General features: G+C 64.8%; 15 protein-coding genes. 1 reads left to right on the plus strand and 14 read right to left on the minus strand.

What is annotated here, in order from left to right; all coding sequences use genetic code 11:
* Positions 1-492: 492 nt before the first annotated feature.
* Genes lpxB through lpxA form a run of 3 tightly spaced genes read right to left on the minus strand, consistent with a single transcriptional unit; the run spans position 493 to position 3,342 of the window.
* On the minus strand, positions 493-1,677 hold the full coding sequence (gene lpxB / locus XH84_RS32040) for a lipid-A-disaccharide synthase (protein WP_128919339.1): 1,185 nt from the start codon (positions 1,675-1,677) through the stop codon (positions 493-495).
* Positions 1,674-2,531, minus strand: coding sequence for an LpxI family protein (locus XH84_RS32045; RefSeq protein ID WP_164936260.1), 858 nt, complete (start codon positions 2,529-2,531; stop codon positions 1,674-1,676). Before XH84_RS32045 ends, lpxB begins: the two co-directional genes overlap by 4 nt.
* 19 nt (positions 2,532-2,550) lie before the next feature.
* The gene (lpxA, locus tag XH84_RS32050; RefSeq protein WP_128948552.1) at positions 2,551-3,342 is read right to left on the minus strand and encodes an acyl-ACP--UDP-N-acetylglucosamine O-acyltransferase; all 792 of its coding nucleotides are present in this window, start codon (positions 3,340-3,342) and stop codon (positions 2,551-2,553) included.
* A 175-nt stretch (positions 3,343-3,517) separates the two neighbouring features.
* Between lpxA and XH84_RS32055 the strand changes: the two genes are divergently transcribed.
* Positions 3,518-3,841, plus strand: a complete 324-nt coding sequence (locus tag XH84_RS32055) for a KTSC domain-containing protein (protein ID WP_128919336.1) — start codon at positions 3,518-3,520, stop codon at positions 3,839-3,841.
* Positions 3,842-3,868: 27 nt separating this feature from the next.
* Here the strand turns inward: XH84_RS32055 and fabZ are convergent, their stop codons facing one another.
* The 11 genes from fabZ to XH84_RS32110 all read right to left on the minus strand — a co-directional run bounded on the left by fabZ (position 3,869) and on the right by XH84_RS32110 (position 15,719).
* On the minus strand, positions 3,869-4,330 hold the full coding sequence (fabZ, locus tag XH84_RS32060) for a 3-hydroxyacyl-ACP dehydratase FabZ (protein WP_024341283.1): 462 nt from the start codon (positions 4,328-4,330) through the stop codon (positions 3,869-3,871).
* A complete protein-coding gene (gene lpxD, locus XH84_RS32065; protein WP_128919335.1) occupies positions 4,327-5,394 on the minus strand; it encodes a UDP-3-O-(3-hydroxymyristoyl)glucosamine N-acyltransferase in 1,068 nt (355 codons plus the stop codon). Before lpxD ends, fabZ begins: the two co-directional genes overlap by 4 nt.
* A 125-nt stretch (positions 5,395-5,519) precedes the next feature.
* Complete coding sequence (gene bamA, locus XH84_RS32070) at positions 5,520-8,045, minus strand: outer membrane protein assembly factor BamA (protein ID WP_128919334.1); 2,526 nt, start codon at positions 8,043-8,045, stop codon at positions 5,520-5,522.
* Between the two features lie 175 nt (positions 8,046-8,220).
* Positions 8,221-9,372 carry an RIP metalloprotease RseP gene (rseP, locus tag XH84_RS32075; RefSeq protein ID WP_128919333.1) on the minus strand — a complete coding sequence of 384 codons (1,152 nt, stop codon included), beginning with the start codon at positions 9,370-9,372 and terminating at the stop codon, positions 8,221-8,223.
* A gap of 43 nt (positions 9,373-9,415) precedes the next feature.
* On the minus strand, positions 9,416-10,639 hold the full coding sequence (gene dxr, locus XH84_RS32080; protein WP_128919332.1) for a 1-deoxy-D-xylulose-5-phosphate reductoisomerase: 1,224 nt from the start codon (positions 10,637-10,639) through the stop codon (positions 9,416-9,418).
* A gap of 4 nt (positions 10,640-10,643) precedes the next feature.
* Positions 10,644-11,486 (minus strand): phosphatidate cytidylyltransferase, encoded by an 843-nt coding sequence (locus XH84_RS32085; protein WP_128919331.1) that lies wholly within the window; start codon positions 11,484-11,486, stop codon positions 10,644-10,646.
* Positions 11,483-12,241 (minus strand): isoprenyl transferase, encoded by a 759-nt coding sequence (locus XH84_RS32090; RefSeq protein WP_128919330.1) that lies wholly within the window; start codon positions 12,239-12,241, stop codon positions 11,483-11,485. Before XH84_RS32090 ends, XH84_RS32085 begins: the two co-directional genes overlap by 4 nt.
* Before the next feature lie 12 nt (positions 12,242-12,253).
* Positions 12,254-12,817: a ribosome recycling factor gene (gene frr, locus XH84_RS32095; protein ID WP_128919329.1), complete on the minus strand. Its 564-nt coding sequence runs from the start codon at positions 12,815-12,817 to the stop codon at positions 12,254-12,256.
* Between the two features lie 69 nt (positions 12,818-12,886).
* Positions 12,887-13,603 (minus strand): UMP kinase, encoded by a 717-nt coding sequence (pyrH, locus tag XH84_RS32100; protein ID WP_128919328.1) that lies wholly within the window; start codon positions 13,601-13,603, stop codon positions 12,887-12,889.
* A gap of 60 nt (positions 13,604-13,663) precedes the next feature.
* Complete coding sequence (gene tsf, locus XH84_RS32105; protein ID WP_128919327.1) at positions 13,664-14,587, minus strand: translation elongation factor Ts; 924 nt, start codon at positions 14,585-14,587, stop codon at positions 13,664-13,666.
* A 136-nt stretch (positions 14,588-14,723) separates the two neighbouring features.
* Positions 14,724-15,719: a 30S ribosomal protein S2 gene (locus tag XH84_RS32110; protein WP_128919326.1), complete on the minus strand. Its 996-nt coding sequence runs from the start codon at positions 15,717-15,719 to the stop codon at positions 14,724-14,726.
* Between the last annotated feature and the right edge of the window lie 335 nt (positions 15,720-16,054).

Here is a 16,054-nt window from a genome sequence, read left to right on the forward strand (position 1 = left end):
CAGCTTCCCGGCAATCGCCAGCTGACCGATCCGGCCCAAACCGGCGAACGTGGTGACCCGCACTCAGCTACACCACGCCACGGGACACGATCCGCAAGCGAGCATGAACCTCCTCACATGCGTAGGAACTAACATCAAGGCCTTGAACCTCGGGAGGCAGTGTTGGCGGCAGGCACAAAAGCAGACGATTGGTTCATTGCTGCACACGTACTGAGGATACGCACGGAATCGGGCACCGCTTCGATATCGTTTAAGATTGGCAGCAGAATAGCCAACATCGCAGCACTATTAGGCTGCTCCGGACCAATTTCTGGATCCGGCGTTTCGGACACAGAACTTCCAATTAGATAGCCAACTTGTGCGCAATGGCGGCACGGCCACATTAGCGGCTTGCCGCGCGAACAGCTTAACCTCTGCTTGGAGCCGATCGCGGCCGAATCAAGTAACTTCCGCCGGGCCGCTGCAAGCCGACGCTTGCGAGGCGCGCCTAGCCTAGCTCGTTCCCCCGCCCTTGCGCATCGTCGCCAGCACGATGTCCGCGGCCAGCACGCTCGGTGACTTGTTGCCGGTCGACATGATGGTGTCGAGCTGGGCAAAGGCCTCGACCTGCTGTCGCCGCAGCGGAGAATCCGTCAGCACATCAGTGAGCGCGGGCGCCAGCTTGTCCGGCATGCACTCCTCCTGCAGGAACTCCGGAATGACATCCTTGCCGATCACGAGATTGGCAAGGATCACCGAGGAGACGCGGATGGCGCGGCGCAGGATGAAGGCCTCGATCGCGCCGACGCGATAGGCCGTCACCATGGGAATGCCTGATAGCGCAAGCTCCAGCGTCACCGTGCCGGATTTGGCCAGCGCCGCACGCGCGATGCGGAACGCGGCGCGCTTCTCGTTCTCACCGATCACGATCTGCGGCTTGACCGGCCAATTCGCGATGCCTTCGCGGATGGTCGCTTCCAGATGCGGCATGGTCGGCAGCATCAGCTCGAAGGCGTGGCCTTCCGCCTGCAAGCGGCCGAGCGTTGCGCCGAACACATTGAGGTGGTGCCTGACCTCGCTGCGACGGCTGCCGGGCAGCACCAGCAGCACCGGCGGCTCAGTGTTGCGGCGTGTCTGCTCCTCCGCATTCGGCCGCAGCGAGGACAATTGCTCGATCAGGGGATGGCCGACATAGCTGCATGGCGGTCCGCCGAGCTTGCGGTATTCCTCGGGCTCGAACGGCAGGAGACCGAGAACGTGGTCGACATAGCCGAGCATGGTCCGCGCCCGTCCCGGCCGCCACGCCCAAAGCTGCGGCGAGACGTAATCGACCACGGGAATCGCGGAATTCTTCGCGCGCACGCGGCGGGCGACGCGATGCGTGAAATCCGGACTGTCGATGATGATGAGCGCGTCGGGCACCGCCTCAATCACGGCGTCCGCTGTGTTGCGGATCAACCGCAGGATCTTCGGCAATTGCTGCATCACCGCGGCGAAACCGACGATCGACAGCTCCTCGATCGGAAACAGCGATACCAGCCCCTCGCGCGCCATGGTGCGGCCGCCGACGCCTGCGAATTCGACGCCGTCGCCGAGGCGTTGGCGCAGCACCTTCATCAAGGCGCTGCCGAGCCGGTCGCCGGATTCCTCCGTGGCGATCAGGAAGATCTTGCGCTTGGGATCGCGTGGCTGCATCACGCCGGCAAGCCGATGACGAAGAGATATTTCGCGTCGGCCAGCGCGATCATCGCCTGCGGCTCGGCGGCGATGGTGTTACCGGCGATGACGGCGATGCCGGCGAGCCCTGCGGCGGCAACACCTTCGAGCGTGCGCGGACCGATCGTCGGCAGGTCAAAGCGCAGATCCTGGCCGCTCTTCGGCGCCTTCACCAGCACGCCGCGGCCGGCGGCCGCGCGAATACGGCCCTCCTCGCGCAGCCGCGCGACGCGCGCGAGCAGCGCGTCGGTGCCCTCGATGTCCTCGACCGCCACCACATGCCCGTCGATCACCACCGCGGCTTGGCCGATGTCGAAGGGACCGAGCGCGGCCAGCACCGCACGGCCCCGCTCGATGTCGGTCTTGCTGTTGTCGTTCGGCCAGGCGCGACTGATGCAGCCCTCGGGCATCAGAAGATCCGGGGCGACGTCCTTGATGCCGACCATGCGAAAGCCGTCCTGCTCGAGGAGGCGGCCGACGCCGGACAAGAGATGATCGTCGCCGCCGCGGAAGGCGCGGATGACGTTGCCGAGCAGGCGCAACGTCTTGACGTCGAACCGGATCTCCGCGAGCGAGGGGCGCACCAGCGTTCCGATGAAGATCAGGTCGCGGCAGCCTTCCTCGCGAAACAGCCGCATGGCGCGGCCGAGCTGGCCGACCGAAATCCAGCGGTGACGGAATTTCTCCACCCGCGCCGGATCGCAGGCCCCCCGCAGCGGGAACAGCACCGGGGTGATGCCGCGGGCGGCAAGCGAGTCGGCGACCGCGAACGGCATGGCACCGCCGCCGGCGACGATGCCGACCGGCGAAGAAATCTCTGACGCCGCCGATGTCATGCCCGGGGCCATTGCAAAGTCACTTCGCGATGGCGGGAAGGCAGAGCGGGCGTTTGCCCTTGCCGATGAAGTCGAGGATCTCGGCGATCGCCGGATCTTCGCCCGCGAGCGGCCTGCAGGCTTCCAGCCGCGCGGCGAAGGTGCCGGGGCCGTGGAAGAGCTTTTGGTAGAACCCACGCACCGTCGCCAGCCGCTGCTTGGTGAACTTGCGCCGCTTCATCCCAATCAGGTTAAGGCTCTCCAGCACCGCGTACTGACCGTTGACCAGTCCGTACGGGATGACGTCGTCGCGCACGCCGCAGACGCCGCCAACCATCACATACGGGCCGATGCGCGTGAACTGATGCACCGCGGACAGGCCGCCGATATAGACGGCGTCGCCGATCTCGCAATGGCCCCCGAGCGTCGCCGACGTCGCGAAGATCACGTTGTCGCCGACCATGCAATCATGGCCGACATGGCTGTTGTTCATGAAGTAGCCGCCGCTGCCGACGCGCGTCTTCCCACCGCCCTTGACGGTGCCGACGTTCATCGTCGCACCTTCACGAATGGTACAGCCGGAACCGATCTCGAGCGTGGTCGGCTCACCCTTGTAGCTGAGATCCTGGGGCGCACCGCCGAGCACCACAAACGGTGAGATCACACAGCCGTCGCCGACTGAAGTGTGGCCGATGATTGTGACCTGCCCGATCAGCCTGCAGTTCGCGCCGATCACGACATTCGGGCCGATGATGCAATAGGGCCCGATCTCGGTGCCCTCGCCGATCACGGCGCCGTCCGCGACCCGTGCGGTGGGATCAATCTTGCTCATCAAGCAATCTTACTCGTTAGGAAGTTCTGATTATGTGTTGAAGTCGTTCGGTTTTCCGGTGGTTAGCGCGTCTATGCCCGGCCTGTCCAGTGACGTATCATCTCGCCGTGTTTCAAGTATCGGATGAGGCGGCCGTCCCGGTCCGTCAGCAAGTTCATGCGGAGCTTCAGCATTCGTGGTCAGGGCCTTGGCAGTTCTGCTCGCACAGCTCGTCGCCACGCCGATCGTATCCGAGACGGTGGAGACCGACGATCGCCGAACGATCGATCTCGGGACATTCGAATGCCGCGACATCAATCGCAGCACGGTGCTCCAGCGCGTCTGTTACGATCCCACGCGGCACGATCTCGTCGTCGCGACGGGCGGCTTCGATGCGCGCTATTGCGGCGTCGCGGCCAAGACGGTCGACCAGCTTCTGGGCGCGCCGTCCATGGGCCAGTTCTTCAACCGGCATATCCGGCGCGAGGCCGCCGGCCGCCGCTACGATTGCAGCGCGTGAGCCCCGTCCCGCGGGGAACGAAGCCGCTCAGTCCGTCAGCATGGCGCCGACATCGGCTTCCGCAACCACCTGCCCGTTGACCTTGGCATCGCCGTGAAACCACCACATGGCCTTGCGGCGGCCGAGCGAGCGCATGTGATACTCGATGGTGTCACCGGGCAGCACCGGCTTGCGGAACTTGCACTTGTCGATGGTGAGAAAATAGACCGCGCGCGGCTTCTCGGTGCCTTCGACCGACTTGATGCCAATCACGCCTGCCGTCTGCGCCATCGCCTCGATCATCATCACGCCGGGATAGACCGGGCGCTCCGGGAAATGCCCCTGGAACGCCGGCTCGTTGAAGGTGACGTTCTTGATGCCGATGCCGCTATAGTCGGCGCGGATGTTGATCACGCGGTCGATCAGCAGCATCGGAAAACGGTGCGGCAGGGTCTGGAGGATCGCGTTGATATCCACCAGCTCGAACTTCACAGGTGATTCCGCCGTCATTCCCGTCCCTCGTCCTTCGCGTCGGCCTTGCTATCGCGTACCAGGCGCTCCACCGCGATGATCTCCTTGAACCATTGCTTGGTCGGCTTGGCAAAGAAGCCACCCCAGCGTCCGCCCGGCGGGATGTCGTCCTTGACGCCGCTCATCGCGGTCACCTGGGCCCCATCGCCGATCTTGAGGTGGTTGTTGATGCCAACCTTTGCTCCCAGCGCTACGTTGTCGCCGATGGTCAGGCTGCCGGCGAGGCCGATCTGGGCCGCTAGCAGACAGTGCCGGCCAATCGTCACATTGTGGCCGATCTGGACCTGATTGTCGATTTTAGTCCCCTCGCCGATCACGGTGTCCCGTAAGCTGCCGCGGTCGATCGTGGTCCCGGCGCCGACCTCGACGTCGTTCTGGATCAGCACCCGGCCGGTCTGCGGCACCTTCAGATGGCCCTCGGGGCCGAAGAAGATGAAGCCGTAGCCGTCCTGGCCGATCGAGCAGCCGGGATGGATCAGCACGTTGTTGCCGATCAGGGTACACTGGATCGCGGTGCGGGCGCCGACGTTGCAGTCCCGGCCGATCTTGACCCCGGGACCGATCACCGCCCCGACGCCGATCACCGTGCCGCTGCCGATCTCCACATCCGGGCCGATCACCGCCAGGGGATCAACAATCACGCCATCCTCGAGCCGGGCCGAGGGATCGATGATCGCCGACGGTGCGACACCGTCATTGCCGACCCATGATTGCGGCCTCAGCGCGTCGCCGTGCCATTCCCGCGCGATCCTGACGAAGGCCCGGAACGGCTGCGCCACCCGCAGCACGGCCACATGGGCGGGCACTTGGGCCTCGAAGCGCGGGCTGACCAGGCAAGCGCCGGCCTTGGTCGCCTCGACCTCATCGGCATATTTGAGGTTGTCGAAGAACGCCAGATGCATCGGGCCCGCTTCGTCGAGCGAAGCAAGGCCCGTGATGATGTGGCCGCCCCTGCCGGGATCGACCAGCTCAGCCTTGGCCAGCGCGGCAATGTCTGCCAGCGCTGAGGCAGGCGGCTTTGTGAAGAAGATCGGCTGCGCCATTCCACCCCGTCGCGGTCCGGCTTCGGCATGAAGCGGTCAGGCCGCATCATGCCCCATCTCTTGGAATGGCACGATCCCTTTCGGAAACCGGCTCCATTGATCCGGATCGTGCCGTGCTGATCGAACTAGAACGTGGTACCGCCGCCGAACCGGAACTCCTGGACGCGATCGTACTTGCCCTTGCTGAGTGGCACGGCGTAGTCGAAGCGCAGCGGACCGAACGGCGACTGCCAGATCAGGCCGACACCAACCGAGGAACGGACGACCTTGCTGTCGTCGTAGATGAGGCCGGTACAGGTGCCTGCGGACGTCGACGGATTGATGGTCGATGGGATACAGCCCGGCGCATTGACCTCATTGGTCGCCGTCCAGCTCGTCGGTCCCTTATAGTCATAGAGACCGCCGGCGTCGGCATAAACCGCGCCCTTCAGACCCACTTCCTTCGGCAGGAACCAGAACGGCATCTGCAATTCGAGCGAAGCGCCCCAGTACTGAGTGCCGCCGAGCGCATCCCGCGAACCGAACGGGTTCAAATCGCGCGGACCGATGCCGTTCGGGGCAAAGCCGCGGACGAGGTTCGAGCCCATCTGGAAGTGATCGAGCATGCGCAGATCGCTGCCGATCTTGTTCAGCATGCCGCTCTGCACGCGGACGAGGCCGACGATGTCAGACACCAGCGGAGTATAGTACTTCGCGTCGATCACGGACTTCAGGTAGGTGACGTCGCCGCCGACGCCGGCGAAATCCTGGCGGAAGTCGACGAGCAGACCGTCGGTCGGGTTCTTGTTGTTGTCCAGCGTGTTGTAGGTCAGCGTGTAGCCGAGCGCCGAGGTCAGGGTCTTGCCGTTGGCAAGCTCCCTGCGCACCGGCAGCGAAGCTTCGCCGTCGCTGTAGCAGCCGAGGCCGTTGCTCGAGCTCAGGTCGATGCCGTTGGCGGCGGCGAAGGCCGGGCTCGGGTTGAACGCCGAGGTGCCGATATTGTTGTTACAGTTCGCCAGGTAGTACGGCAGCGTGATTTCCTGCTGATAGATCGAGTAGCGCAGCTGCAGCGACAGATCTTCACGCAGGGAGAAGCCGAGGCGCGGCGAGAAGCCGAGCGTCTTGGTGCCGTAGGAGATGTAGCTGTTGGACAGCTGCTGGCGCTGATAGAGGTCGAGGCCGAGCGCGACGCGGTAGTCGAGCAGATACGGCTCGACGAACGACAGCGAGTAGCCGCGTGCATACTGGCCATAGGTTACCGACGCCTTGGCGAACAGGCCGCGGCCGAGCAGGTTGCGCTCGGAGATCGAGACTTCGGCCAGCGCGCCGTCAGTGGTGGAGTAACCGCCCGAGATCGAGAAGTCGCCGGTCGATTTCTCTTCCATGTCGACGATCAGGATCACGCGATCGCTCGACGAGCCGGGCTCCGTCGTGATCTTCACGCTCTTGAAGTAGTCGAGGTTCTTCAGGCGCCGTTCGGCACGGTCGACCAGGGCGCGGTTGTAGGCATCGCCCTCCGAGATGTCGAACTCGCGGCGGATCACGTAGTCTCGCGTCCGGGTGTTGCCGCGCAGGTTGATGCGCTCGATATAGGTGCGCGGGCCCTCGTCGATGTTGAACACGACGGAGACGGTGTGCGCCTCGAAGTTGCGGTCGCCGCCCGGCCGGACCACGGCGAAGGCGTAACCGCGGCGCGAGGCCTCGATCTGCATCTCCTCGACCGACTTCTCGACCGATTCGACGTTGTAGAGCGAGCCGGCATGGACACGCGAATAACCGCGCATCGAGGATGGATCGAAGTTCGCAATGCTGGAGCGGAAGTCGACCGCACCGACGCGATATTGAGCGCCTTCCTCGATCTTGAAGGTGACGTTGAAGCCCTTCTTCTCCGGATCGTATTCGGTGAGCGCAGCCACCACTTGGACGTCGGCGTAACCGTTCTTGAGATAGAAGCGGCGGATCAGGTCGCGGTCGGCTTCGACGCGGTCGGGATCGTAGATGTCACCGCTGGCGAGGAAGCTCAGCAGGTTCGATTCGCGCGTCTTGATGACGTCCCTGAGGCGGTAGGACGAGAACGCGTTGTTGCCGACGAAGTCGATCGACTTGACGCCGGTCTTGGCGCCCTCCTCGATCGTGAAGATGAGATCGACGCGGTTGTTCGGCTGCTCGATGATCTCGGGCGTGACGCGCACGTCGTAGCGACCGGACCGGCGATAGATTTCGGCGATTCGCAGCGTGTCGGACTGCACCATGGCGCGGGAGAAGGTGCCGCGCGCCTTGGACTGGACCTCAGTGGTGAGCTGCTCGTCCTTGATCTTCTTGTTGCCCTCGAAGGCAATCCGGCCGATCACCGGGTTTTCCACCACGGAGACGACGATCTGGCCGCCGGCACCGCGGTTGATCCTGACGTCCTGGAACAGGCCGGTCTCGATCAGCGCCTTGAGGCCGTCGTCGATGGCGCCTTGATCCAGGCGACCGCCCGGACCCGGCTTGAAATAGGAGCGGATCGTCTCCACCTCGACGCGGCGATTCCCTTCGACGGAAATCGACTGAACGGTCTGAGCGAGCGCAGACGAAGACACGAAAACAGCCCCGACCGGGGCAACCACCGGCGCGCCGAACATGATCAGGGTTGCGAGCAAGCCCCCCCGGAGTCGCAGTCCAAACTTCATCGCGCAACGCGCCCTTATCATTCCGTGCCAGACCCATCCCAACGCCGGTCCGGAGATTCCCCAAGTCGAGGCCGCTTGTAGCCAATTTCGCCGACGCCGCAAACGGCCGAAAGCGTCGTGATTTCAATTTCATTCCAAGACGTTGCTCAACAGCAACGCCACAAAAAAGCCTCCATCAAGATGCGGCCATTCGCAGGATGTCGTTGTAGGTCGCAAACACCATCAGCATCAGCACCAAGCCGAGCCCGATTCGGAACCCCATTTCCTGAGTCCGCTCGGACAGGGGGCGGCCACGGATCACCTCCGCCGCATAGAACATAAGGTGACCGCCATCGAGCAGCGGAATCGGGAACAGGTTCAACAGGCCGATCGACACCGACAGCACTGCGCACAGATTGATCACGAACTGGAACCCGGCGCTGGCCGCCTGCCCCGACATCTTCGCGATTCCCAGGACGCCGCTGACCTCGTTGGGATTGCCGTTCCCGACGAACAGCGAGCCCAGGAACTTGAAGGTGCTGGTGATGATGAACCAGACCTGCTCGACCCCGATCTTGAGCGCCTCGCCGATGCCGACCGGCGCGGTCGAGGCCTCTCCGGCCTGCGCCTTGTGCTCGACGCCGAGCACGCCGAGACGGTGGCTATTGCCGAACGGATCCTTGCGCTCGAGCAGCGCCGGGGTTGCCGTCAGCGACACGATGGTTCCGTCCCGCTTCACCTGGAAGGCAAGCGCCGAACCCGCATTCATCGCAACGATTCGCTGCATGTCGGCAAAGCTCTCGATCGGCTTGCCGTCGATCTGGACGACGACGTCCCCGACCTTGAAACCCGCCGCGGCCGCGGCGCCGTCGGCGACCACGCCGTCGACGCGCGCGATCGTGCTCGGTTTGCCGTAATACAGCGCCATGCCGGCGAAAATCAGCGCGCCCAGAATAAAGTTAGCGATCGGTCCGGCGGCGACGATGGCGGCGCGCGGGGCGACCTTCTTGTGGTGGAAGCTGCCGGCGCGCTCCTCGGCCGACATGGCCGCAAGCGTCTGCGCGGACGGGGTCGAGGCCTCGCTCTCGTCGCCGAAGAACTTGACGTAGCCGCCGAGCGGGATCGCCGAGATCTTCCAGCGGGTGCCGTGGCGGTCGTTGAAACCGACCAGCTCAGGTCCGAAACCGAGCGAAAAGGTCAAGACGCGCACGCCGGCCCAGCGCGCGACCAAAAAATGGCCGAGCTCGTGGAAGAACACGACGATCGTCAGGACGAACAGAAAGGGAACCGCGTAGCCGAGGAGCCCATGGCTCAACGTATTGAAACTATGGGTAAAAAAGTCGATCATCGAATTCCCTCATCCAGCGCCGCAAGGCCCTGGTCCGAACCAACTAGGATGCCTTTAAGGCAATTTGAGGCAATAGGGCGGCAGCCCTATTTCGCGCAACATGGTCAACAGAGATTGCATCGTCGGCGGATGTCAGCGGTGCCTGGTTCCCGCTGCGAATCCAGTCATCCAGTGTGGCCTCGACCAGCCGCGCAATCGCGCCGAACCGGATCTTGCCGGCGATGAACGCGGCGACCGCGACCTCGTTGGCCGCGTTGTAGACGGTGGTCGCCCCCTTCCCGGTCCGGAGCGAATCGAAAGCCAGGCGCAGCCCGGGGAAGCGCTCGAAATCGGGGGCTTCGAAAGTCAGCTGGCCGATCTTGGCCAGATCGAGCTTAGCAGCCGGCCCTTTGATCCGGTCGGGCCAGCCGAGGCAATGCGCAATCGGCGTTCGCATGTCGGGCGCGCCGAGCTGAGCCATCACCGAACGGTCGGAGAACTCGACCATGCCGTGGATGATGGACTGCGGATGCACGAGGACGTCGATCTCGTCGGGCGCGAGCGCGAACAGATAGGACGCCTCGATCACCTCGAGCCCCTTGTTCATCATCGAGGCGGAATCGATCGTGATCTTCTGGCCCATGCTCCAGTTCGGGTGCTTCAGGGCCTGCTCGAGCGTGGCCTGCTCGATGTCGGCGGGCTTCCAGGTGCGGAACGGACCGCCCGACGCCGTGATGATGACGCGGACCAGTTCATCGCGATTACCCGATGCCAAGGCCTGGAACAGCGCGTTGTGCTCGGAATCGGCCGGCAGGATGCAGGCGCCCGCCTTGGCCGCACGCTGCATGAAGAAATCACCGGCGCAAACCAAACATTCCTTGTTGGCGAGAGCCACATGCGCGCCGCGATCGACCGCCGCCAGCGCCGGCTTTAATCCGGCAGCGCCGCTCACGGCCGCCATCACCCAATCAGCCGGACGCGCGCCGGCTTCGATCACCGCGCTTTCGCCGGCACCGCACTCCGTGCCCGTCCCCGCGAGCGCGGCCTTGAGTTCGGCGAACTTGGAGGTGTCGGCAATCGCGACGTAACGCGCGGAAAATTCCTTCGCGAGCTTTGCCAGCGCCTCGACGTTGCCGTTCGCCGTCAGCGCCTCGACGCGATAGCGCTCGGGCGAGGCGCGCAGCAGGTCCATCGTGCTGTCGCCGATCGAGCCGGTGGCGCCGAGAACCGTGACACTACGGACGCTGGACGCCGCAGCCTTGTTGTTTCGCAATGGGACCGCGCTCATATCCTCACCAAACCATAAGACCGCTTCCGGCGCTATGCACACCATGGCGGAGAAAGCCGATAATCCATGCCGCCAGGATGGCGGCGACAAAACCGTCCAGGCGGTCCATAAGCCCGCCATGTCCGGGAATTAAGTGACTGGAATCCTTGACGCCGAAGCGTCGCTTTACCGCGGATTCGAACAGATCGCCCGCTTGCGAGACGACCGACAGGACGGCGCTGACCAAGAGCAGTGGAACTGCCTTCCCGACGCCGCACGCGGCAAAACCTCCGGCCACCGCAAGGCTCGCCACGAAGCCGCCGACCGCGCCGGCCCAGGTCTTTTTCGGGCTCACGCGCGGCCAGAGCTTCGGCCCGCCAATGCTGCGGCCGGCGAAATAGCCACCGATATCGGTCGCCCACACCACCAGCAGCACGAACATCAGCGCGGAGAAGCCGTTGACGAGATCCTTCCGGACCAGGATCGAGGCCAGCAGCGCCGCTGCTGCGTAGGCGAATCCGGTTGCCGCCCAAATGAACTTGCCGCGCGCGATCAGCGTCACGATCGCGCCGCCGACGAGGCCAACGACGACGGAGGTCTTGAGCCCGCCAAAAGCGACGGCGGCGCCCATCATGGCGATGACGACCGTCCCTGCCCCGGTCAGCGCGGCCGAGCCTGCACCGACCACCGTCAGCCATTCCGCGAACAGCCCGATCGACACCAGGGTGACGAGCAGTGCCCATAGCCAGCCGCCGGCATAAGCGATCGCAATGGCGAGCGGCGCCAGCACCAGCGCTGCGAGGACCCGCATCACCAGATTGCTCGGGGCAGGCTTTGCGCCCGCAGGTGCGGAATCGTGTTCGCTCACGAGGCGGTTTTCGCGACCAGGCCGCCGAAACGGCGCTCGCGCCTGGCGAATTCGGCGATCGCGCTTTCCAGCGCCGCCTTGTCGAAATCGGGCCAGTGGATCGGCACGAACACGAGCTCGCTATAGGCGGCCTGCCACATCAGGAAATTGGACAGGCGCTGCTCGCCGCTGGTGCGGATGATGAGATCGGGATCGGGAATGTCGGGCGCATCGAGATGCGCCCCGAGCGTCTCGGCGTCGATCGTAGCAGGATCGCGCTTTCCTTCCGCGACCTCGCGGGCGAGCTTTTGCGCCGCTTTCGCGATCTCCTGCCGCGAGCCGTAATTGAAGGCGACGACGAGCGTGAGGCGCGTGTTGTCGCGCGTCAGCTCCTCAGCCTCGTTGAGCAGTGCGCAGATGTCGCTATCGAGGCCCTCGCGCTCGCCGATGATGCGGACCTTGACGCCGTCGCGATGCAGACTCGCCAGATCGTTGCGGATGAAGCGGCGCAGCAGGCCGAAGAGATCGCCGATCTCGCTCGCCGGGCGCGACCAGTTCTCCGACGAGAACGAGAAGATGGTGAGATAGCGGATCCCAAGCTCATGCGAGGCACGCACCACGCGGCGCAGCGCCTCGACGCCGCGGCGATGCCCCTCCGCACGCGGCAGACCGCGCGCGGCCGCCCAACGCCCGTTGCCATCCATGATGATGGCGACATGCGCGGGCGCCTCGGACCGATCGGGGCCTTCCGTTGCGGGCGCGGCGGCGTTGGACATGAAGGCGATGCCTTAAACGGTGAGGATTTCTTTTTCCTTGGCGGCCAGCAACTGATCGATCTCGGCGATGGTGCCGTCAGTCACCTTCTGCACCTCGTCGGCGTGACGCTTCTGGTCGTCCTCCGACATCTCGTGATTCTTCTCGAGCTTCTTGAGGACGTCGAGACCGTCGCGGCGGACGTGGCGCGCGGCGACCTTGGCGGCCTCCGCATATTTATGCGCGACCTTCACCAGCTCCTTGCGCCGCTCCTCGTTGAGCTCGGGGATGCGCAGACGCAGCACCTGGCCCTCGGTCGCGGGCGACAGGCCGAGATTGGAATCGACGATCGCCTTCTCCACCGCCTTGACCATCGACTTGTCCCAGACCTGCACCGAGATCAGGCGCGGCTCCGGCACGCTGACGGTGGCGAGCTGGTTGAGCGGCATGTGACTGCCATAGGCATCGACCTGCACCGGATCGAGCATCGAGGCGGAGGCACGCCCCGTCCGCAAGCCGCCGAGCTCGTGCTTGAGCGAGGCGACGGCGCCCTGCATGCGGCGCTTCACTTCGTTGAGGTCGAAATTACCCGTGGGCATCACGTTTCTCCTTCAAAATCCCGGCGACCGCTCCCGCGCCCTTCCCTTTCGGGCGCGCCAGATGAGCCGTCAGCCGGCGACGATGGTTCCGTGGCCGACGCCGCGCAGAATCGCGCCGATCGACCCCGGCTCTGCGATCGAGAATACGATGATAGGCAGCGACGTCTCGCGGGCAAGCGCGAAGGCGGTCGCATCCATCACCTTGTAACCGCCCTCGATCGCCTGCGAATGGGTCAGCCGGTCAAACCGCGTGGCGGCGGGATCCTTCTTCGGATCGGCCGAGTAGACGCCGTCGACATTGGTCGCCTTCAGCACTGCCTGAGCGCCGATCTCGGCGGCGCGCAGCACTGCGGTCGTATCGGTGGTGAAGAACGGATTACCGGTTCCGCCGCCGAGCAGCACGATGCGCCCTTCGGCCAGATATTTGTGCGCCGCAGTACGCGTGAACAGCTCCGAAATCTCGGGCATGACGAAGGCCGATAGCGTGCGCGCCGGCGCGCCCTTGCGCTCGATCGCCGCTTCCAGCGCGAGGCAGTTCATCATGGTGGCGAGCATGCCCATGGTGTCGCCGGTCGGGCGCGACACGCCGCGGGCGGAGACCTCGACGCCGCGCACGATGTTGCCGCCGCCGATCACGACCGCAACCTCGGTGCCGAGCTTGCGGGCCGCGATCAGATCGTCCGCAACCCGGTCGACGGTCGGCTGGTCGATGCCAAAGCCTTGCTGTCCCGCGAGATATTCGCCGGACAGCTTGATCACGACGCGACGATAGACCGGATCAGTCATGAGCACTTTCCTTGTCCGGGCGCCGCTTCCGGCGGCACGCCGGAAGGAACGTTCCGGCGCTTACTTCTTGCCGCTGGCCGCGGCGACCTCGGCCGCGAAGTCGCTTTCCTGCTTCTCGATTCCCTCACCGAGAGCATAGCGCACAAAGCCCGCGATCTTCACAGCGCCGCCGACCTTGCCCTCGGCCTCCTTCACCGCCTGCGCCACCGACTTGCCGGTGTCGTGGATGAAGGCCTGCTCGAGCAGGCAGACTTCCTTGTAGTAGGTCTTGAGGCCGGACTCGACGATCTTCTCGATCACGTTCTCAGGCTTGCCCTGCTGGCGATATTTGTCGGCGAGCACGTCCTTCTCGCGCTTGACGACCGCCGGATCGAGGCCGGACGGATCGAGCGCGAGCGGGTTGGCGGCGGCGACATGCATCGCGATCTGGCGACCGAGCGCTGCGAGCTCGTCGGCCTTGCCCGGCGATTCCAGCGCCACGATCACACCCATCTTGCCGGCGCCGTCGACGACGGCACCGTGGACGTAGTGCGCCACGACGCCCTGGCTCACCTCGAGCGAAGCGGCACGGCGCAGCGTCATGTTCTCGCCGATGGTGGCGATCGCGTCGTTGATCGCGGCTTCGACCGTGACGTCACCGACCTTGGCGGCCTTGATCTTCTCGACATCGGCGCCGACGTCGAAGGCGACCTGGGCGATCATCTTGACCAGACCCTGGAACTGACCGTTGCGCGCGACGAAGTCGGTCTCGGAGTTGACCTCGACCACGACGCCCTTGGTGCCCTTGGTGAGCGCGCCGATCAGGCCTTCCGCCGCGACGCGGCCCGACTTCTTGGCGGCCTTGGACAAGCCCTTCTTGCGCAGCCAATCCTGCGCCGCTTCCATGTTGCCGTCGTTTTCGGTCAGTGCGGCCTTGCAGTCCATCATGCCCGCGCCAGTCGACTCGCGCAGGTCCTTGACCATCGCAGCTGTGATCGTTGCCATCGTTGAAAATCCTTTGTGCCTGCCGGTTCGCCGCGGCATGGCTTCGAAGCGCCCCGCCGCGGTCCATCTCAGGAATTCGCGTCAACTGAATGAAATGGTGGCCGGATCCCGTCCGGCCAACCCATCGCTCTCTTGACTATTCCGCTTCCGCGGTCAGCGCCTTGGCCTTGGCCACCCAGGCATCCGCGCGGCTCGGCAGCCCGACTTCTTCGCCGATCGTGTGCGCGGTGTCGTGATCGAGCTCGGCGAGCTGCCAGTAGTGGAAGATGCCGAGGTCGTTGAACTTCTTCTCGATCGCACCCGACACGCCCGGGAGCTTCTTGAGGTCGTCGGCGGTGCCGCGCGGGCCTGCAAGCCCCTGGAAGCCGCTCGACGAAGCCGCCGGTAGATCCTCAGCGAGTGGACGGGCCGACGCGCCGACGTCAATGCCCGAATCGCCCTGGGCACGGGAGATGCCGTCGATCGCTGCGCGCGCGATCAGATCGCAATAGAGCGCGATCGCACGGCCGGCGTCGTCGTTGCCCGGCACCACATAGGTGATGCCCTTCGGGTCCGAATTAGTGTCGACGATCGCCGCGACCGGAATGTTGAGACGCTGGGCCTCCTGGATCGCGATGTCTTCCTTGTTGGTATCGATCACGAAAATCAGGTCGGGCAGACCGCCCATGTCCTTGATGCCGCCGAGCGAGCGGTCGAGCTTGTCGCGCTCGCGCTGAAGCGTCAGGCGCTCCTTCTTGGTGTAGGAGCTGGCATCGCCGCCCGCCAGCACGTCGTCGAGGTGACGCAGGCGCTTGATCGAGGCCGAGATCGTCTTCCAGTTGGTCAGCGTGCCGCCGAGCCAGCGCGAATTGACGAAATACTGGGCGCAGCGCTTGGCCGCGTCCGCGACGCCGTCCTGCGCCTGGCGCTTGGTGCCGACGAATAGGATGCGGCCGCCCTTGGCAACGGTGTCGCTGACCGCCTGCAAGGCGGTGTGCAGCATCGGCACGGTCTGCGCGAGGTCGACGATGTGGATGTTGTTGCGAGCGCCGAAAATGAACGGAGCCATTTTCGGATTCCAGCGGTGGGACTGGTGACCAAAGTGCACGCCAGCTTCAAGCAGCTGACGCATAGTGAAATCGGGTAGCGCCATCGTTCTAATTCTCCGGTTGGTTCCTCCGGAAACGTGTGAGCAAACCGGAGCGTTCTCGCCCCGGCTGCCACCGGACGGCCTTGTGAGCCATGTTTCCGTGTGAGATGGCGCGCTGTATAGCGCCATTTCGGCCAGAAGCAAGGAAATAAGGGTCTTTCGGGGGCGGGTTTTCGCCCCCGAAAGGCTCCATTCAGGGAGACCCGGCCGTCCCCTAGCACTTCGGCTGGTTGGGCGGACACTTCTTCGCCGCCGGCGGCGCCGCCGGACGCGGCGGAGGCGCTGCCGGGCGCGGCGGCGGTGGTGGAGGCGGCGCCGCCCGCGCGACAGGAGGTGGC

The organism is Bradyrhizobium nanningense (genome assembly GCF_004114535.1).
In the GTDB taxonomy this organism is placed as follows: domain Bacteria; phylum Pseudomonadota; class Alphaproteobacteria; order Rhizobiales; family Xanthobacteraceae; genus Bradyrhizobium; species Bradyrhizobium nanningense.

Bases quoted from the DNA above. Each gene is read 5' to 3' on its own strand.
- XH84_RS32045 (WP_164936260.1), bottom strand. From the start codon at position 2,531: ATGACATCGGCGGCGTCAGAGATTTCTTCGCCGGTCGGCATCGTCGCC.
- lpxA (WP_128948552.1), bottom strand. From the start codon at position 3,342: ATGAGCAAGATTGATCCCACCGCACGGGTCGCGGACGGCGCCGTGATC.
- fabZ (WP_024341283.1), bottom strand. From the start codon at position 4,330: ATGACGGCGGAATCACCTGTGAAGTTCGAGCTGGTGGATATCAACGCG.
- lpxD (WP_128919335.1), bottom strand. From the start codon at position 5,394: ATGGCGCAGCCGATCTTCTTCACAAAGCCGCCTGCCTCAGCGCTGGCA.
- bamA (WP_128919334.1), bottom strand. From the start codon at position 8,045: ATGAAGTTTGGACTGCGACTCCGGGGGGGCTTGCTCGCAACCCTGATC.
- rseP (WP_128919333.1), bottom strand. From the start codon at position 9,372: ATGATCGACTTTTTTACCCATAGTTTCAATACGTTGAGCCATGGGCTC.
- dxr (WP_128919332.1), bottom strand. From the start codon at position 10,639: ATGAGCGCGGTCCCATTGCGAAACAACAAGGCTGCGGCGTCCAGCGTC.
- XH84_RS32090 (WP_128919330.1), bottom strand. From the start codon at position 12,241: ATGTCCAACGCCGCCGCGCCCGCAACGGAAGGCCCCGATCGGTCCGAG.
- frr (WP_128919329.1), bottom strand. From the start codon at position 12,817: ATGCCCACGGGTAATTTCGACCTCAACGAAGTGAAGCGCCGCATGCAG.
- pyrH (WP_128919328.1), bottom strand. From the start codon at position 13,603: ATGACTGATCCGGTCTATCGTCGCGTCGTGATCAAGCTGTCCGGCGAA.
- tsf (WP_128919327.1), bottom strand. From the start codon at position 14,587: ATGGCAACGATCACAGCTGCGATGGTCAAGGACCTGCGCGAGTCGACT.
- XH84_RS32110 (WP_128919326.1), bottom strand. From the start codon at position 15,719: ATGGCGCTACCCGATTTCACTATGCGTCAGCTGCTTGAAGCTGGCGTG.